This window comes from Streptomyces nidicola (genome assembly GCF_050106155.1).
Taxonomy (GTDB): domain Bacteria; phylum Actinomycetota; class Actinomycetes; order Streptomycetales; family Streptomycetaceae; genus Streptomyces.
Genome location: NZ_JBNBPI010000001.1, coordinates 9,184,310 through 9,201,147, shown reverse-complemented (window position 1 = coordinate 9,201,147; position 16,838 = coordinate 9,184,310). Strand labels below are relative to the sequence as shown.

Below are 16,838 nucleotides of genomic sequence, written 5' to 3'. Positions count from 1 at the left end.
GGCTACCTGTACGGGCTACTTGTACGGATCGGCGGAGTCGCGCAGTCCGTCGCCGACGAAGTTCATGGCGAGCACGGTGACGAACACCGCGACGCCCGGGATCAGCAGCCATGGAGCGCTCTCCACGGTGCGGATGTTCTGCGCCTCCTGAAGCAGCACGCCCCAGCTGACGGCGGGCGACTGGAGCCCCAGGCCCAGGAAGCTCATCGCGGTCTCGCCGAGGATCATGCCGGGCACCGCCATCGTCAGGGAGGCGATGACATGGCTCGACATCGACGGGACCATGTGCCGGAAGATGATCCGGGGGCGGCTGCAGCCGTCGAGCCGTGCGGCGGTGACGAAGTCCTCCTCGCGCAGCGAGAAGAACCGCCCGCGCACCACCCGTGCGAGACCCGTCCAGCCGATCACGGACAGGATGGTGGTGATGGCGAAGTACCGTGCCAGCGGCCCCCATTCGTCGGGCACGGCCGCCGACAGCGACAGCCACAGCGGCAGGGTCGGGATCGACATGAGGAACTCGATGATGCGTTGGATGGTGAGGTCCGGTTTGCCGCCGAAGTAGCCGGAGATGCCGCCGAAGAACAGGCCGAGCAGGAAGCTGACGGCGACCCCGACCAGGCCGATGGACAGGGACACGCGTGCGCCGTGGATGATGCGGGACAGCATGTCGCGACCCGAGCGATCCGATCCGAGGAAGTAGACCTTCTGGTCGGCGTGCACCGCCCCGAACAGGTGGCGGTCGCCGGGGATGAGTCCCCACAAGTGGTAGCTGTCTCCCTTGGCGAGGAACTTCAGCGGGATCCGCTTGTCGGGGTCGACGGTGTGGATCTGCTCGAAGGTCTCCGGGTCGCGCTCGGTGGTGTAGCCGTTGGCGTAGAACCGCAGGCCGTCGTCCCAGCTGAGGTCGACCTTGACGATCTGCGGCGGCGCATAGGTGTGCTTCTCGTCCACGGCGCTGGGTGAGGCCGGCGCCAGGATCTCGGCGAAGACGACGACGAAGTAGGCGAGCAGCACGATGACGGCGCCGACGAGGGCGAGTCGGTGTTTGCGGAAGCGGCGCCAGATCAGCCGCCACGGCGAGGCCTGCCCGCCGGTGACGGGTGCGTCGTCGACGACGGCGGACGCCTCTTCGGGCTGGGGTGTTCGGGTCAGCACGGTCCGCTCACCCTCCCTCGTAGCTGTGCCGGATGCGTGGGTCCCACCAGGCGAGCGCGAGGTCGCTGAGCAGGGTGCCGATGACGGTCAGGGTGGAGAGGATCAGGATGAAGCTGCCGACCAGGTACATGTCCTGGTTGAGGACGCCGCCGAGCATCAGCGGTCCCGTGGTCGGCAGGTTCATCACGATCGAGATGATCGTCTCGCCGCTGATCAGGCCGGGCAGCAACCAGCCGACGGTGGAGATGAACGGGCTCATGGAGGTGCGGACGGGGTATTTGAGCAGGAGTTTCCACTCGGGCAGTCCCTTGGCGCGGGCGGCCACCACGTACGGCTTGTACAGCTCGTCCAGGAGGTTGGCGCGGATGATGCGGATGCCGCCCGCGGTGCCGGCGACGGCGATGATCAGGATCGGCAGCCACAGATGGCTTGCCGCGTCCAGGACCTTGCCGAGGTTCCACGCGGCGTCCTGGTACTCGGGTGAGAACAGGCCACCCGGACTCTGGCCGAAGTAGCGCATGCCGACCCACATCAGGACGAGGGCGAGCATGAACTCGGGCACCGCCATGCCCACGAACCCGAAGAGCGTGGCGATGTAGTCCCCGGACGAGTACTGGCGCACGGCCGAGTAGATGCCGATGGGCCAGGAGATCGCCCAGATGATGAGCAGGGTGGCCACGGAGAGGAAGAAGGACAGCGCGACACGGTCCCAGATCAGATCGCTGACCGGGCGCATGTTCCAGGCGAAGGCCTGGCCGAAGTCCCCGTGGAAGACGATGTTGCTGATCCACTTCCAGTACTGGGCGAGGAACGACTGGCCGAGCCCGTAGCGGGTGCGCAGTTCGGCCACCTCCGCCGGGCCCATGAACTCGCCGCGCTCCTCGGCGTTGGCCTGGAGCGTGTCGACGTAGTCGCCCGGCGGGAGGCTGATGATGAAGAAGGTCGCCAGCGAGATGGCCCACAGGGTGACGAACATCCAGCCCGTGCGGCGGACGAGGAACGACAGCATGTCTGAACTCCCGGTCCGCCCTCAGGCCTTGGCCTTGAAGTAGTACGTGCTGGGGTTGGTGGGGCCCGGCGCCTGGAACAGGCCGGCCGCGCTGAATGCCTTCGGGACGTTGCGCAGGGTGTTCTTGACGACGGCGTAGTCCTTGGGCGGCGTGGAGATGCCGATGTAGTAGAACTCCTCCTTCGTGATCTCCAGGATCTGCTTGGCGAGGCGGGTGGCTCGCGCGATGTCGAAGGTGTCCCGCATCTCGTCGAAGAGCTCCAGTTGGTGCTTGATGCGGGCGGGCGGTTCCTCGCCGTCTCCGCCGGTGCCCTTGTCCTTGCGCAGATACCACTTGGCCCATTCGCCGCCGAAGCGGGAGGAGCCGCGCGGGTTGGTGGGCGCGTAGTAGTGGTTGCCGCCCTCACCGGTGCGTACGTCGAAGTTGTTGCAGTCCCAGGTGGCTGCCTCCGACTTGCCCGCCTCGACGCGCTCCCAGTACAGGGTCTCGGCCATGCGGGAGACGGTGGCGTCGACGCCGACCTTGCGCCAGTCGCCTCGGATCATGTCCATCGCGTCGACCTGGTCGGCCATGTCGGAGACGACGAGCACGGTGAAGGCGACCGGGTCGCCGTCCTTGGTGAGACGAATACCGTCGCCGTTGCGCTTGGTGAAGCCGGCCTTGTCGAGGTACTCGTTGGCCTTCGCGACGGAGTACTCGGTGTACTGCGTGCCCAACTCCTCGTTGTGCAGCTCGTTCTCGGGGCCGGGGGCCGCCTGCCAGGGCCGGCCCTGGCCCGCGAAGACCGTCTCGATGATCTTCTTCCGGTTGATCGCGTAGGACAGGCCGACGCGGAAGTCCTTGTCGGCGAAGAGGGCGCGCTTCTTCTTGTCGGGGTGTGTCTGGTTGAAGCCGATGATCATCGTGTTGGCGGAGTCCGGCTCGACCTCGGCGATGCGGTAGCCGCCCTTGGAGCGGTTGCGTGAGATCACCGGCTTGTTGCGGACCGTGCCGAACTGGTACATCTGCATGTCCAGATCACCGTTGGAGATCTTCAGGACCTCGACCTCGACCTCTTGCAGAACGTCGACAACGACCTTGTCGATGTACGGCAGTTGGCTGCCGTCGGGGTCGACCTTCCAGTAGTACGGGTTGCGCTCGCAGACGACGCTGCTGCCCTTGGTGACCGGGTTCCTGGGCAGCCAGGCGTTGACGGTGGGCAGGTCCGGGTTCTGCCACACCTCCTGCACCGTCTCCAGGCGGGTCAGCCAGTCCGAGGCCCCCGCGGCCTTCGCGTCCTTGTTGGCGTCCTTGTTGTACTTCGGCAGGTACTTCTTCATGAAGTGCTTCGGCAGGAACATGAAGACGCCCGTGGTGCCCGCGACCTCTTCCAGGAAGCCCGCCTTCGGTGCGTCGAAGACGTACTTGACGGTGTGGTCGTCGACGGCTTCGCACCGGGCCGGCTTGCCGTTCTTGTTCAGCCACAGTGCGTAGAGGCCCGCCGGGTGCACCTTGGGATCGGCGTTGTAGTCGTTGAACGCGAACTCGAAGTCCTCGGCGGTCAGCGGCTCTCCGTCGGACCAGCGCATGCCCTTGCGCAGATGGAAGACGAACTCCTCGCCCCCACCGTTGATCTCGTACTTCTCGCAGACATTGGGAAGGATCTTGGTCTTGGTGACGCCCTGCCAGGTGGGGGCCCAGCGCACCAGCGGCTCGTAGCCCACGCTGAAACGCAGCCAGCCGAGGTCCTCCTGCGTGATCATCGCGGAGTGCCAGGTGCCGCCGTACGCCCCGGTCTCCTGGAGGGGCTCGACCACCAGGGGCTTGGCCGGCAGGCGCTTGGCCACCTTCGGGATCTTGCCGGCGTCGGCCTGCTTCTTCAGGGACGGCGCCTCCTTGCCCTTGGAGCCGCCGCCGCCCGAATCGCCGTTCTCCGCGTCGGTCGAGAAGAAGCCGCAGCCGGTCAGCGAGGCGGCGGCGAGGACACCGCCGCCGGCCCGCAGCAGCATGCGGCGCTCCACGCTCCGGGGGTTGGGTGGCACAGGGGTGCGGTCAGGAGTCATCTCCACGCTCCTTTGCGTCGAGGGCCGCCGTCTCCAGCTCGCGGACGAGGGGCACCACGGTGGCGTCGAGGCGGCGTTCCTCCTCGGCGTCGAGGCGGGCCAGCGGGGGTGCGGCATGAGCGGATTCGATACGGCCGAGGGCCGCGAGGACGTACTTGCAGGTGCTGACCGTGGCGGACAGGGTGTGCTCGTGGCGGGCCGCCGCCATCACTTCGAGCAGGTCCTCCAGGCGCTCCTGCAACGCGCGGGCGTACGTGAAGTCGCCCGCGCGGGCCGCCTCGTAGAGGGCGACCAGGGTGCGGGGGGTGACGTTGGCGAGGGAGCTGGTGGCCCCGGCGGCGCCCGCGTAAAGGGCGATGTCGCTCAGGCCGCTCGCTCCGGCGAAACAGGCGAGGCCGAGGTCGCGGCGGGCGGCCGAGCGCAGCACCCGGCGCAGCCAGGTCAGGTCGCCGCTGCTGTCCTTGAGGCCGCTCAGCACACCCTCTTCGGCGAGTTGCAGGACGCAGTCGACGGTGAGGGCCGACGGGGTCAGCTGCGGGAAGTGGTAGGCGAGGACGGGGAAGCCCACGGCGTCGGCGACGGCGCGGTAGTGGTCGCGCAGTTCCTCGCGCCCGTACGGCGTGAAGTACGGGGCGATGACGGCGAGTTCGTCGGCCCCCGCGTCCACGGCGGCGCGCGCCTGGCGGATGCTCAGCGGGGTCGCGGCGTCCCCCACGTGCGCGACGACGGAGACCCGGCCGGCCGCGGTCTTGGCCGCGACGTCCACGGCGGAGCCCCGCGCGTCCTCGTCCAGGGCATGGAACTCCCCCGTGGTCCCGTTGACCCACAGGCCATGGACACCCGCGTCGATCAGTGCGTTCAGGTGGCATTCCAGGGATGACCGGTCGAGCAGCCCGCTGGACGTCATGGGCAGCACGGTCGGGGCAATGATCCCTTGCAGCGCGTGTCGCGCCATGGTCACCTCGGAGAGGCTCAGAGGGATGTCGGTGGTATGCCATGAGTTTGTTGAGCGATGCCGGGAGCGTCAACCCCCGTGACGTAACCAATAGTTCGGCTTGCCCACCCCCGAGACACGCGGCTCACCTGCGGCATACCATGATGCGCAGTTGAACCGGCGGCACTGGGAGGCGCAATGATCCGAGCGCGAGCGGCACAGCAGGCCCGCGCGGAGGACGGCACGGGCGTGGACGGCGCGGAGGGCAAGAAGGTCGCGGCCCCCGAGGAAAGCCTGGAAGCACGCGCCTCGCGGGCGATCGTCGAGTGGCTGACGACGGAGCATCCGACACCCGGGCAGGCCGTGCCGGTGCGGGAGTTCGCCCGTCGGCTCGACATGAGCCGTACTCCGGTGCGCAGCGCGGTGGGCCGCCTCTACGAGCGGGGGCTGCTCGCCTACGAGTCCTCGGTGGGCTTCACGGTGGCGATACCGTCCCTGTCCAGCGTGTACGAGCTCTTCGAGCTGCGGCTGATGCTGGAGTCGCACGCGCTGCGCCTCTTCGTGGACCGCGTGGACCGGGAGGCGCCCGCGCTGCTGCGTGAACTGGTCGTACAGGCCGAGGAGTTGGCGGGCGAGGCGGTGCGGGACGCGGCTCGATACCCCGACTTCCGGGACAACGACGCCCGTTTCCACCGGGAGCTCGTCAAGCTGGGCGGGCTGCCGATGCTGCTCGATCTGCACGACGACCTGAACCTCAGCATCCACGTGACCCGCGCGGGCCTCAAGGCGCCCATCACCCCGTCCCGGCTGAACATCGCGGTGGACGAACACCGGGCGATCGTCGACGCGTTGGAGTCCGGCGAGCGGCTGCGGGCACGGGAGGCACTGGAGGCGCACATCCTCCGCGTCCGCGATCAGACGATCGCTTTCCTGGCGCGGCCGAATCTCTAGCCGACAGCACTGCCCCCGCCGCTCCAGCCGAGACCGGAGGACCGTTGGAAGGCACTGGAGGACCGATGGAAGGCCCCGTACGCCCCACCCACGCCGCGCTCTCCCCGCACCGCCCGCCCCGCAACCTCCGACTGGCGGTCACCGGCGGCCTGTTCGGCCAGTGGCTGGACGTCAACCGCACGACGAGCATCCCTCTCGCCCTGCACCACCTGGAGGACTCCGGGGCCCTCGCCAACCTGCGGACGGCCGCCGGTGTCGCATCCGGCGCCTTCCGGGGACCGGCCTACGCCGACTCCGACGTGCACAAGATGCTGGAGAGCGCGGCGTGGCAGCTCCAGCACTCCCCCGACCCCGCGCTCACCGCGTTCCTCACCGAGACGGCCCGCCTCCTGGCGCGCGCCCAGCAACCCGACGGCTACCTCGACTCCCACTACCAGCTCACCGACCCGGCGGACCGCTACACCCGACTCGTCGACAGTCACGAGCACTACTGCGCGGGGCACCTCTTCCAGGCGGCAGTGGCCGCCCAACGTTCCACGGGCGACGAGGAGTTGCTGACGGTGGCGGGCCGCCTGGCCGACCACCTGTGCGCGGTGTTCCTCGACCACGAGGGGCCGGGCCTGGACGGGCACCCTCAGGTCGAGACGGCCCTGGTGGAGCTGTACCGCGCCACGGGCGTCGAGCGCTATCTCACCCTCGCCGCCCGCATGGTCGAACGCCGCGGCCACGGCCTCGTCGGCCCGCACAAGCACGGCGCCCGCCACCGCCTCGACCACCTTCCCGTCCGCGAGGCCCCCGCGGTCACCGGTCACGTCGTACGTGCCCTGTACCTGGAGGCCGGCGCCGTGGACGTGGCCGTGGAGACCGGCGACAAGGAACTCCTCGCGGCGAGCGCCGCGCGGTGGACCGACATGGTGGCCACGCGCACCGCGATCACCGGTGGCCTGGGGTCCCGGCAGGTCGGGGAGGTCTTCGGTGAGCGCTACGAACTCCCGCCGGATCTCGCGTACAACGAGACGTGTGCGTCGGCCGCAAGCATGCAGTGGGCGTGGCGGCTGCTCCTCGCCACCGGCGAGGGACGGTACGCGGACCTGCTGGAGCGCACGCTGTACAACGCGTTCGCCGCGGCCCGCTCCGTGGACGGGCGCACGTACTACAAGGGCAACCCGTTGCAGCGCCGCCCCGACCATGCCGAAGCGGTGGGCGATCCGCGCTGCCGCGACGAGTGGTTCTGGTCGGCGTGCTGCCCGCCCTCCGTGACCCGCCTGATGGCCTCGCTCCCCCACTACGCGGCGACGACCACGGACGACGCCCTGTTCCTGCACCTGTACACACCGATGAGGCTGGCCTGCGACCTGGGGGCCGGGCCGATCGCGGTGCGCGTGGAGACGGAGTACCCGTGGAGGGGCGCGGTGCGGGTCACCGTGGAGGAGGCGCCGGACGCGGAGTGGACGCTGGCTCTGCGCGTGCCGCCGTGGAGCGGCCGCACGCTCCTCGACGGCGTCCCCGTCACACCCGACGCGCAGGGCCGGGTGCTGTTGCGCCGGCACTGGCGCGCGGGCGAGTCCGTCGCCCTGGACCTCGACATGACGCCGCGCCTCACCGCCGCCCACCCGCGCATCGACGCCCTGCGCGGCAGCGTGGCGCTCGAACGCGGCCCACTCGTCCACTGCTTCGAGCAGGCCGACCAGCCCTACGTCGACGAACTGGCTCTCGACGCGGACGCGGACCTGAGCGTGCGCGACGTCCCCGATCTGCCGGGCATCGGCCGCACGGTCCGCATCGAGACGGAGGCGGTCACGGTTGCCGCGCCGCACCAGGACGGCCTGCCCTACCTCAGCCCGGGCGCCCCCCGCACCCGCCGCCCGGCGCCCGCCGCCGCGGTGCCCTACTTCCAGTGGGACAACCGCGGCGACGGCGCGATGCGGGTGTGGGTGCCGCTGGACGAACACCCTTAGCCAGGCGACTACTTGTTGATTTTCACCTGGCTGAACGTCGCCGTCACGTAGTGCGCGATGTCGTTGTCCTGCTTGTCGCCGTCGACGAACAGGCCCGCGTACACCTGGTCGCCCATCGGGATCCGCTCGTAGCCCACACGCGTCCACTGCAGGGAGTCCGGGGAGATCTCGGAGGTGAACTCGTCGCCGCGCAGTGTGATGCGCAGCCACTGCGGCTTGATGTCGAGCAGTTCGTCCTCCTCGTACGGGTACCTGCCGTCGCTCATCTCCGTGCCGTGCGAGTGGATGCGCTTGACGGCGCACTTAAGGCCCCCGTCGACGACACAGACGCCGATGAGGTTGAACGGCGAGTCCGGTGTGAGGTTGTCGCGGATCATGATTCCGGCGATGACCTCCGAGTAGACGCGGCTGAGCGTGTCCACGCGGGCGATCAGCTCGACGACCTCGTCGCCGGGGCTGTCGATCTTCTGGTAGACGAAGTGGCAGCTGTCCTTGCGGCCCTTGACCCTTCCGGAGCCTCGCAGTGTGAACTTCCCGGAGTCGAGGGCGGCGGCGCCCTTGATGGGCACGTCACCGAGGTCGACGGACGTCCAACTCCCCAGGTCCGTCTTCTTGTTGACGTGCACCGGCACGGGCGATGACGTGGTGGCGGTGCCGGTGGAATCGGTGGCGCGGGCCGTGAGGTGGTGCGTGCCGGCGGTGGCACCCTTCCAGGTGAGTTCGTACGGGGCGGTGGTGGCTTCGCCGACCTTCTCGTCGTCGGCGTAGAAGGCGACGGTCTTGATGGAGGCGCTCCCCTGCGCGGTGGCAGAGGCCCGCAGGGCGACATCGGCGGTTCCCGTGGCGTTCGCGTACACGGTGTCGATGTCGGGTCCTGTGAGGGAGACCTCGGGGTTGGGGGCGCCGGTTCCGCTGATGGAGTGGAGGTACAGCTCCAGGTTGCTGTACCCCGTGGCCGAGTCGATCGCGGCGCCGTCCGAGGCGTCCTTCGGGTTGAGGCCGTGGGCCTTCTCCCATGTGTCCGGGATGCCGTCGTGGTCGCTGTCCTTGGGCGCCTCGGCGGCGGCGAGCGGGACGAGGCCGCCGACCTCCTTCTGCGAGTTGATCATGCGTCCGGTGCCGTGGCGGGCGTCGTGGACGACGCGCGCGTCGACGGCGTCACGGCGCGGCAGTGTCGCGCCCACGCCCTTCAGCACGGCGTCGTAGGCGTCCTTCGCGGACTGCGCGTCGATCGGGTCGGGGAACTCCAGGGGCTCGTCGCGCAGGGTGACGCCGCCGACCGGGAACTTCACGCCCTTCACGTTGTCGTCGGTGATGTCGTCGTGGCCCTCGATGGTGTTGCCGCTGACGTGCCAGACGCCTCCGCGGTCGGGCGAGACGATGACGGGGGCGATGTCGGCGAGGGTGTCGGGGCCGGGCTTGTAGTAGTTGCCGATCATGTTGACGCCGGCCACCCACTCGCCGCCGTAGCAGGACGTGTAGCCGTAGTTGTAGATCACGTTGTTGCGGTGGTCCACATTGCTCGGGACGTCCTCGACGAAGCTGAAGCGCGGGTTGCGGCCGCCCTGATGGACCAGGAGGTTGTGGTGGTAGGTGACGTTGTCGCCGCCCCACAGGCCGCCGTAGCCGTGCAGCCCCTTCGGGTGCACGGACTGCGCGAGGCCCTCGGAAATGATGCACCACTGCAGGGTGACGTTCTCGTTCCCGTACACGGAGCAGCACTCGTCGACGGCCCAGCTGAAGGAGCAGTGGTCGATGATGACGTTCTTGCAGCCCTCCACACCGAAGGTGTCGATGGGTGTGCCGAGGCTGTCGGTGCCGCGGAACCGCAGATGGCGCAGGATGATGTTCGACTGGTCGTTGATCTTCGTCTCGTTGCCGACGACGCAGATGCCGTCGCCGGGCGCGGTCTGTCCGGCGATCGTCAGATTCGAGCCGAGGATGTCGAGGCCACCCTTGAGCTCGATGTTTCCCGCGACGCGGAAGACGACGGTGCGGTCGGAGGAGGCGACGGCGTCGCGCAGGGAGCCGGGCCCCGAGTCGGCGAGCGTGGTGACCTCGTAGACGGGCTTGCCTCGGCCGCCGGTGGCCCAGCGTCCGCCGCCCTCGGCGCCGGGAAAGGCGAGCACGTTGTCCGCCGCGTCGGCCGCCGCGGCGAGCTTCTCGGCCGCGCGGGCGGAGGAGGGCAGGTTGAGTGCGGCGGCGCCGAGCAGGGCGCCCGCGCCGATGACGAAGGCGCGACGGCCCATGGGGGTGGCGAGGCGCTGCGCGCTGTCGGTGGCCTCGTGCCCGTTCAGTTCAGGCATGCCAGAACTCCTCAAGTCGGATAAGGGGGAAGGGTGTTGCGGGAGGGGCTGCGCCGTACGCGGAGGGGCTACGCCTTCCGGGGCACGAGCCGGTACACGCCGTTCTTGCGCGTCGCGCAGACGACCACGTTCGGCTCGGGGCGTTCGACCCGGTCGGCGCCTGCCACGTCGACCGGCCGGTCGGTGCGCAGCCGCAGTTCACGGCCTTGCAGCGAGCGGACGCTCGCGGCGGTGAGAGCGCCGTCCGCCCAGTGCGCGTCGAGCTCGAAGCCGCCGCGCGCCCGCAGCCCGCGGAACGAGCCGGTGGGCCATGCGGTCGGCAGCGTGGGCAGCAGCTCGATGTCGTCGGTGTGACTCTGCACCAGCATCTCGGTGATGCCGGAGACACCGCCGAAGTTTCCGTCGATCTGGAACGGCGGGTGCAGGTCGAACAGGTTGGGCGCGGTGCGCGCCGGGGTGAGCAGGTCGGCGAGGTGCTTGTAGGCGCGCTCGCGGTCGAGCAGCCGCGCCCACATGTTGATCTTCCAGGCGAGGGACCAGCCCTGTCCGGCGGTGCCGCGCAGCTCCAGGCTCTTGACCGCCGCCGCGGCGAGGTCGGGTGTGGTGCGCGGGGTGATCTGCGCGCTGGGGAACAGTCCGTACAGGTGGGAGACATGGCGGCTGCGTACCGTCGCGGCCTCCTCCCAGTCGACGAGCCACTCCTGGATCTGGCCGAGGTACCCGATGCGGGTGGGCGCGAGCCGCTCGCGCGCCTCGGCCACCCGCTCCCGCAGGCCGGGGTCGATGTCGAGGACGCGGGCCGCCTGCCGGTAGGCGTCGAAGAGGTCGCGCAGCAGCTGCATGTCCATGGTGGGGCCGGCGCAGATGCTGACGGACTCGCCCTCGTCCTGGTGGTGGGTGACCTCGGGCGACTGCGAGGGGTTGGTGATCAGCCAGCCGTGCTCGGACTCCTGGGTGAGGGTGTCGAGGAAGAACTCGACCGCGCCCTTGAGGACCGGGTAGTCGGCTCGCAGCGCCGCCTCGTCGCCGGTGAACCGGTAGCGCTCCCACAGCATCAGGGACAGCCAGGCGCCACCGGTGGGCCACATGCCGTACTGGGCGAAGTCCACGGGGGCGGTGCCGCGCCAGGCGTCGGTGTTGTGGTGGGTGACCCAGCCGCCCGCGCCGTAGTGCAGTTTCGCGGTGCGGGCGCCGTTCTCGGCCAGTTCGTGGATCATCGTGGCGGCCGGTTCCCAGCACTCGGCGAGGTTGGCGGGGCCGGCCGGCCAGTAGTTCATCTCGAAGTTGATGTTGACGGTGTACTTGGACTCCCAGGCCGGGGCCATGCTGTCGTTCCACAGGCCTTGCAGGTTGGCGGCCTGGCCCGGCGCGCGCGAGCAGGAGATCAGCAGATAGCGGCCGTACTGGAAGTAGAGCGCGGCGAACTGCGGGTCCTTGCCGTCGCCGAACTGCCCGATCCGCTCGTTCGTGGGCAGCAGGGTCCGCTCGGAGGTGCCGAGGTCGAGGGCGACCCGGCCGAACATCCGCCGGTGGTCGGCCACATGGCGTGCGCGGAGTTTCCCGTACGGGGTGCCGGCCGCCGGGTCGAGGTGGCGGCGGGCACGCTCGGCCGGATCGGCGTCGACGTCCCGGTAGTTGCGGTAGCTGGTGGCCAGGGAGACGACGAGGGTGACCGCGTCGGCGCCGGTCACCGTGAGGGTTCCGGACGGGTCGGTGCGGACGCCGCCGCCGTCGGCCACCGCACGCACGGTGGCCCGGAACCGGACGGCTCCGTCGCGCCCCTGCCACGGCCCGCTGACGCCGTCCAGGGCGACGGTCCGGGCGTCGAGCGCCGAACTCCTGGCCTCCTGCGGGGTGTTGAACGAGGCCGTGAAACCGACGGCGCCGGGGGTGTCGGCGGTGAGGCGTACGAGGATGACCTGGTCGGGGGTGCTGGCGAAGACCTCGCGGGTGTGGCGCACGCCGCCGCGGGTGTAGCGGACTCGGGTGAGCGCGGTCGTCAGGTCGAGTTCGCGCTCGTAGTCGGTGACCTCGCCGGCTTCGGCGAGGTCGAGGTCGAGGGTGCCGAGGACCTGGTAGGCGGCCTGTTCGCTCGGGCTGCCCATGAAGTGCGCGTCGACGAGCTGTTGGGCCTGGTACCACTTCTCGGCGAGGACCAGGCGGCGGATCTCGGCGAGGTGGTCGACGGCGTCGGGGCGGTTGTAGTCGTGGGGACTGCCCGCCCACAGGCTGTCCTCGTTGAGCTGGAGGTGTTCGGTGTCGGTGCCGCCGAACACCATGGCGCCGATCCGGCCGTTGCCGACGGGCAGCGCCTCGAGCCACTCCTCGGCGGGTGCGCGGTACCACAGTCGTAACGGGTTGTCGGAGTCCGTCGGGGCGGAGGCGGTGGTGGCCGCGGCGGCCGTGCGAGGCAGGGCGGTGGCGGCCGCCGTTCCGCCCGCCGCCGCGAGCACTCCGCGTCTGCTGACGTCTCTCATGTGCAACTCCTCTGTCGGTAAAGTCTGTTGAGGTCGCTCACGACGGATACCGGCGCGCGGTGCTCGACGAGTGCGGCGCGCAGCAGCTCGGACGCGGCGTGCTGGAAGGCCGGGAAGCCGGGGTGGTTCGGGAGGATCCACGCCGTCTCCACGGTGTCGAGGGTGGCGCGGTAGAAGCCGCCCCAGCGGCGGCCCGCGCGGGCATCGGCCCAGGCGGCGCGGGAGGCCGGCTGGGCACCGGTGACCGGGAAGAGGCCGCACTGGACGGGGTCGGCGAGCAGTCGCACGAGATGGTCGCGCAGCGCTTCCCGGATCAGCGGGTCGTGTGCGCGGCGCCGCGACACCGCGAGCCCGGTGCCTGCGAGCACACCGCGGGCCGCGGGCGGCGCACCGAAGGCGAGCGGGTGGCGGCCGCTGCGGGTGGCGGTGGCGCACCCCGGGACCAGCGGGCAGTACACGGGTCCGTCGCCCTGCGCCAGCGCCTCCAGAACGGTACGCGGACCGCGGTGCCACAGCCGCGGATCACTGCGGGCGACCAGCGCGGCGAGCCGCTCGAGGGCGCGCACCCCGCCCTCGCGGGAGACGAACTCCGCACCCTCACCCAGGCGTTCACTGTCGCTCAGGCACAGTGCGCTCAGGGTGAGGAGGGCATGTTCGCCGCCGAGGCACACGGTGAGCGGCACGGCGGACGTGACCACATCGTCCCAGGTGGTGGGGAGCCGCGCGGCGGCCGCCAGGTCCGCGCGCACGGCGGACATCTGCGCACTCACGTGGTAGGGCACGGCCCACGCCCGACCACTGCGTTCGTAGGCGGCGAACGCGGGCCCGATCGCGCCCGCCCGCCACCGCTCCAGCGCCGCGGCGCCGACGAGCTCATCCACCGGCACCAGACATCCGGCCGCGACGGCGTCCCCGAGGTCGGCGTGGTCGATCGTCAACAGGTCGTAGTTGGCGGCGAGTTGCTCGACGGTGGGACCGCCCGCCGTCCAGGCGTCCCACACCACGGGCAGGCCGACGGTCTCACAGCCCGGCGGCAGTCCCGCGTCGATCCGGGAGAGTTCGGTGAGCGGCGACGGGGTCCCCGCCTTGTCCCGGCTGACACCGCGCAGCGCGTCGGTCGTGGTGGGCGGCGCCTCGATGGGGGTGCTCGACGTGGGATTCATACGGACTCCTGCACAAGAGCGGTGCGTTGACTGGGGTGACGGACGGGCCCGGAGAGCCGTCGGGCCCGCCCGTCGGTCGCGCGCGTCAGTCCTGTGCCGTACCGGGCTTCGGGTACGGGAACGAGTCCTTGACGCCGATCTTGTCGTACTCCATGCGGGAGGCGTCGAAGCCGTCCTCCCAGTCACCGTTGGTGACCTTGTTGCACTGGTAGGCCTGGTACTTCTGGTCGGTCACCTTGCCGACCTGCACGTTCGAGATGGCCCAGCCGCAGCCGCCCGCGTCCATGTGCACACCGCGGGTGCCGGAGTCCGGCATGGAGGCGTCCGGGATGACATCGCCGATCACGACCTGGTTCAGGGAGTTGACGATCGGGTGGTCCTCGGGGTCGTTCTGCAGGCCGTACGTGTAGAAGGCGCCCATGTCGCCACTGTCCAGGCCGGTGTTCTCCAGGCGGACGTAACTGATCTTGTTGCCGTCGGTGTAGGTCTGTCCGTTGGTGGCGACCTCGGGGCGGCTGCGCAGGCTGATGCCGTAGCGGGCGCTGTGGTTGACGACGATGTGGCTGACCGTGTTGCGTCCGGTGTCCTGCAGTTCGATGCCGGAGGCGTCGCCGGGCACCAGTTCGCCGACATGGTCGATGAAGAGGTTGGTGAAGGTGTTCTCGTGCGCGACGTCGCCCTCACCCGGATAGGGGCCCTCGACGCGGATGCCGTCGGCGCCGATCCGTTCCAGCAGACTGTCCGCGACGCGTACGTGATCGTTCGCGGTGAGCAGGTAGATCGCGGTGAACCCGGTGTCGGTGATGTGCATACGGGTCAGATCGATACCGGTGGTGTTGGTGAGCCGGATCGCGCCGAAGCGATTGCGGGGCATCTCGATCTGCCGGTCGTACGTGGGGTACTCGTGCACCACGCCGGAGTCGCCGGACTCGTTCCAGCCGTAGCGGTACCAGTCGGGGAAGTCGGTCTGCGTGACACCGAGCCCGTCGAAGGACACGTCGTGCAGCCGCTTGCTCTGTGACGAACCCGCCAGGTCGAGCACGGTCTTGACGACGGGCCTGCGCACCTCCGCCTTCGCGATGTCGCCGCCCTGCGGCTTGTAGTAGAGGTATCCGCCCTTACGGTCGGCATACCACTCGCCGGCCTGGTCGAGGAAGTCGATCGAGTTCTCCAGGAAGTACCGGGAGCCGCCGCCGCTGTTGTGGAGCGCGAAGCGGGTGGGGTACTTGAAGGTGAGCTGGCTCTTCTTCATGTTGTAGTCGCGGATGTCGACGGTGTCGGTGAACCAGGACCAGCTGCCGCCCGACCACACGGTCACCCGTCCCTGGCTCATGTCCCAGTCGGGGTTCCAGTCGCCGGGGTTGGCCCACAGCCAGGTGTGCACCGCCTCGTAGGTCGGCTCGGGCAGGTAGGACGTCATGTACGGCGCCCACTCGTCGGCCGATTTGCGGTTGGGGTAGCGGGCGTTGGTGACCCGCTGGCCGTCGTCGTACAGCGTGTAGAAGGGCTGGTCGACCGGGACCTTGGCGCGGTAGACGCCGTCCTTGTACGCCTCCCAGCCGGTGACCGGGACGGAGCCGGTCAGCCGGGCCTTGCCCGGTCCGTCCGCGCTCCGGTAGACGACCTTGTGGCCGCCGGTGCCCGAGTCGCGCTCGTCGAGGCCGATCGTCTTGCCCACCGGGTAGTCCCCGGCCCGCAGGTTGACCTCGATGTCGCACTTCATGCGTCCGGGGCGGTTGAGGCCCTTGTCGCGGATCTCGTCGCGGGCCCGGGTCACGGTCTTGAAGGGGCTCTGCTCGGTGCCCTTCGCCTTGTCGTTGCCGTCGGTCGCGACGTACAGCTCGGTCGGGCTGCAGTCGCCGGCGGCGTCGGCCGACGGGGTGCCGGGCAGAGTGACTCCCGCGGCGAGCAGGAGCCCGGCGGCGCCGAGCAGGCCGAGTCTGGGGAGCCGGGTGATTCTGCTGAGACGTGCTGCGGCGGTGACGGATGTGCGGGTCACGGGGCCTCCTTGCCACGTGGACGGTCGTACGGGTCCGTGTCTGCGCGCGTTCTCGGTGCTCGGGTGCGCGAGTCACCCCCTTCCGGTCGCGCGCCAGCGCTCGTACTCGGCGCGGGTGTCGGGGGTGAGCGGGTAGTAGTCGGTCAGGGCGCCGCCCTCCTCGATGCGGGCGCGGCTGAAGCGCTCCCACTGCTCGTGGTCGCGGGCGGCGGCGACGATGTCGGGGGCGGTGCGCCGGGGCACCACGACGGGGCCGTCGTCGTCGGCGACGAGCAGATCGCCGGGCAGGGCGAGGACGCCGCCGCAGGCCACGGGGACGTCGTAGGCCCAGGGGAAGAGTTCGGCCTGGGAGGCGTAGTGCGGGGTGACGCCCGTGGACCAGATCGGTACGCCGGTCTCCCGGACGCGCGGCGCGTCACGGAAGCAGCCGTCGATGACGAGGCCCGCGCCGCCCTTCTGCTGGAAGTAGCGCACGAGCATGTCGCCGAAGCAGCCGGTGCTCTGCGAGCCGTAGGCCTGCACGACAAGGACGTCGCCGGGCTCGATGGTCTCCAGGACGGCCCACAGGGCGGTGTACCGCTCGACGTACTCCTGGCCGAGGCCCGAGGCGATGTCCTCGCGCTGTGGCATGAACTGCAGGGTGCGCACCCTGCCCGCGATCTTCTGTCCGGGGCGCAGCGGGCGCGGGCCGCTGACGAAGGTGCGGCGGATGCCCTGCGCGTGGAGTTTGGCGCAGGCGGTGGCGGAGGACACGGCGGCCAGGGCCTTCACCATGTCGCTGTCGGCGGGGGCGGGCAGGGGGCCGCGTACGGGCAGGTCCCAGATGGGCTCGTCGGCCACGAA

Annotated in this window: 11 protein-coding genes; 2 read left to right on the top strand and 9 right to left on the bottom strand. The window is 70.0% G+C overall.

What is annotated here, in order from left to right; genetic code table 11:
* Positions 1–15: 15 nt before the first annotated feature.
* From ACOKM3_RS41530 to ACOKM3_RS41515, 4 genes are read right to left on the bottom strand one after another with little or no spacing between them, the layout of a single operon-like run.
* A complete protein-coding gene (locus ACOKM3_RS41530) occupies positions 16–1,155 on the bottom strand; it encodes an ABC transporter permease (RefSeq protein ID WP_426906482.1) in 1,140 nt (379 codons plus the stop codon).
* 7 nt (positions 1,156–1,162) lie between these two features.
* On the bottom strand, positions 1,163–2,164 hold the full coding sequence (locus ACOKM3_RS41525) for an ABC transporter permease (RefSeq protein ID WP_426906481.1): 1,002 nt from the start codon (positions 2,162–2,164) through the stop codon (positions 1,163–1,165).
* Positions 2,165–2,185: 21 nt separating this feature from the next.
* The gene (locus ACOKM3_RS41520) at positions 2,186–4,207 is read right to left on the bottom strand and encodes an ABC transporter substrate-binding protein (RefSeq protein WP_426906480.1); all 2,022 of its coding nucleotides are present in this window, start codon (positions 4,205–4,207) and stop codon (positions 2,186–2,188) included.
* On the bottom strand, positions 4,197–5,162 hold the full coding sequence (locus ACOKM3_RS41515) for a dihydrodipicolinate synthase family protein (protein WP_426907027.1): 966 nt from the start codon (positions 5,160–5,162) through the stop codon (positions 4,197–4,199). Before ACOKM3_RS41515 ends, ACOKM3_RS41520 begins: the two co-directional genes overlap by 11 nt.
* Before the next feature lie 177 nt (positions 5,163–5,339).
* Between ACOKM3_RS41515 and ACOKM3_RS41510 the strand changes: the two genes are divergently transcribed.
* Together ACOKM3_RS41510 and ACOKM3_RS41505 are read left to right on the top strand one after the other, a co-directional pair.
* Positions 5,340–6,092: a GntR family transcriptional regulator gene (locus ACOKM3_RS41510; RefSeq protein WP_426906479.1), complete on the top strand. Its 753-nt coding sequence runs from the start codon at positions 5,340–5,342 to the stop codon at positions 6,090–6,092.
* Between the two features lie 65 nt (positions 6,093–6,157).
* The gene (locus tag ACOKM3_RS41505; RefSeq protein ID WP_426906478.1) at positions 6,158–8,050 is read left to right on the top strand and encodes a glycoside hydrolase family 127 protein; all 1,893 of its coding nucleotides are present in this window, start codon (positions 6,158–6,160) and stop codon (positions 8,048–8,050) included.
* 8 nt (positions 8,051–8,058) lie between these two features.
* Here the strand turns inward: ACOKM3_RS41505 and ACOKM3_RS41500 are convergent, their stop codons facing one another.
* From ACOKM3_RS41500 to ACOKM3_RS41480, 5 genes are all read right to left on the bottom strand, one after another.
* Positions 8,059–10,356: an Ig-like domain-containing protein gene (locus ACOKM3_RS41500; RefSeq protein WP_426906477.1), complete on the bottom strand. Its 2,298-nt coding sequence runs from the start codon at positions 10,354–10,356 to the stop codon at positions 8,059–8,061.
* Between the two features lie 68 nt (positions 10,357–10,424).
* Positions 10,425–12,833: a glycoside hydrolase family 95 protein gene (locus ACOKM3_RS41495; protein WP_426906476.1), complete on the bottom strand. Its 2,409-nt coding sequence runs from the start codon at positions 12,831–12,833 to the stop codon at positions 10,425–10,427.
* Positions 12,830–13,996 (bottom strand): extracellular solute-binding protein, encoded by a 1,167-nt coding sequence (locus ACOKM3_RS41490; protein WP_426906475.1) that lies wholly within the window; start codon positions 13,994–13,996, stop codon positions 12,830–12,832. The genes ACOKM3_RS41495 and ACOKM3_RS41490 overlap by 4 nt, the downstream gene beginning before the upstream one ends.
* 85 nt (positions 13,997–14,081) lie before the next feature.
* Positions 14,082–15,995, bottom strand: a complete 1,914-nt coding sequence (locus ACOKM3_RS41485) for a right-handed parallel beta-helix repeat-containing protein (RefSeq protein ID WP_426906474.1) — start codon at positions 15,993–15,995, stop codon at positions 14,082–14,084.
* 72 nt (positions 15,996–16,067) lie between these two features.
* Positions 16,068–16,835: an RraA family protein gene (locus tag ACOKM3_RS41480; RefSeq protein WP_426906473.1), complete on the bottom strand. Its 768-nt coding sequence runs from the start codon at positions 16,833–16,835 to the stop codon at positions 16,068–16,070.
* Between the last annotated feature and the right edge of the window lie 3 nt (positions 16,836–16,838).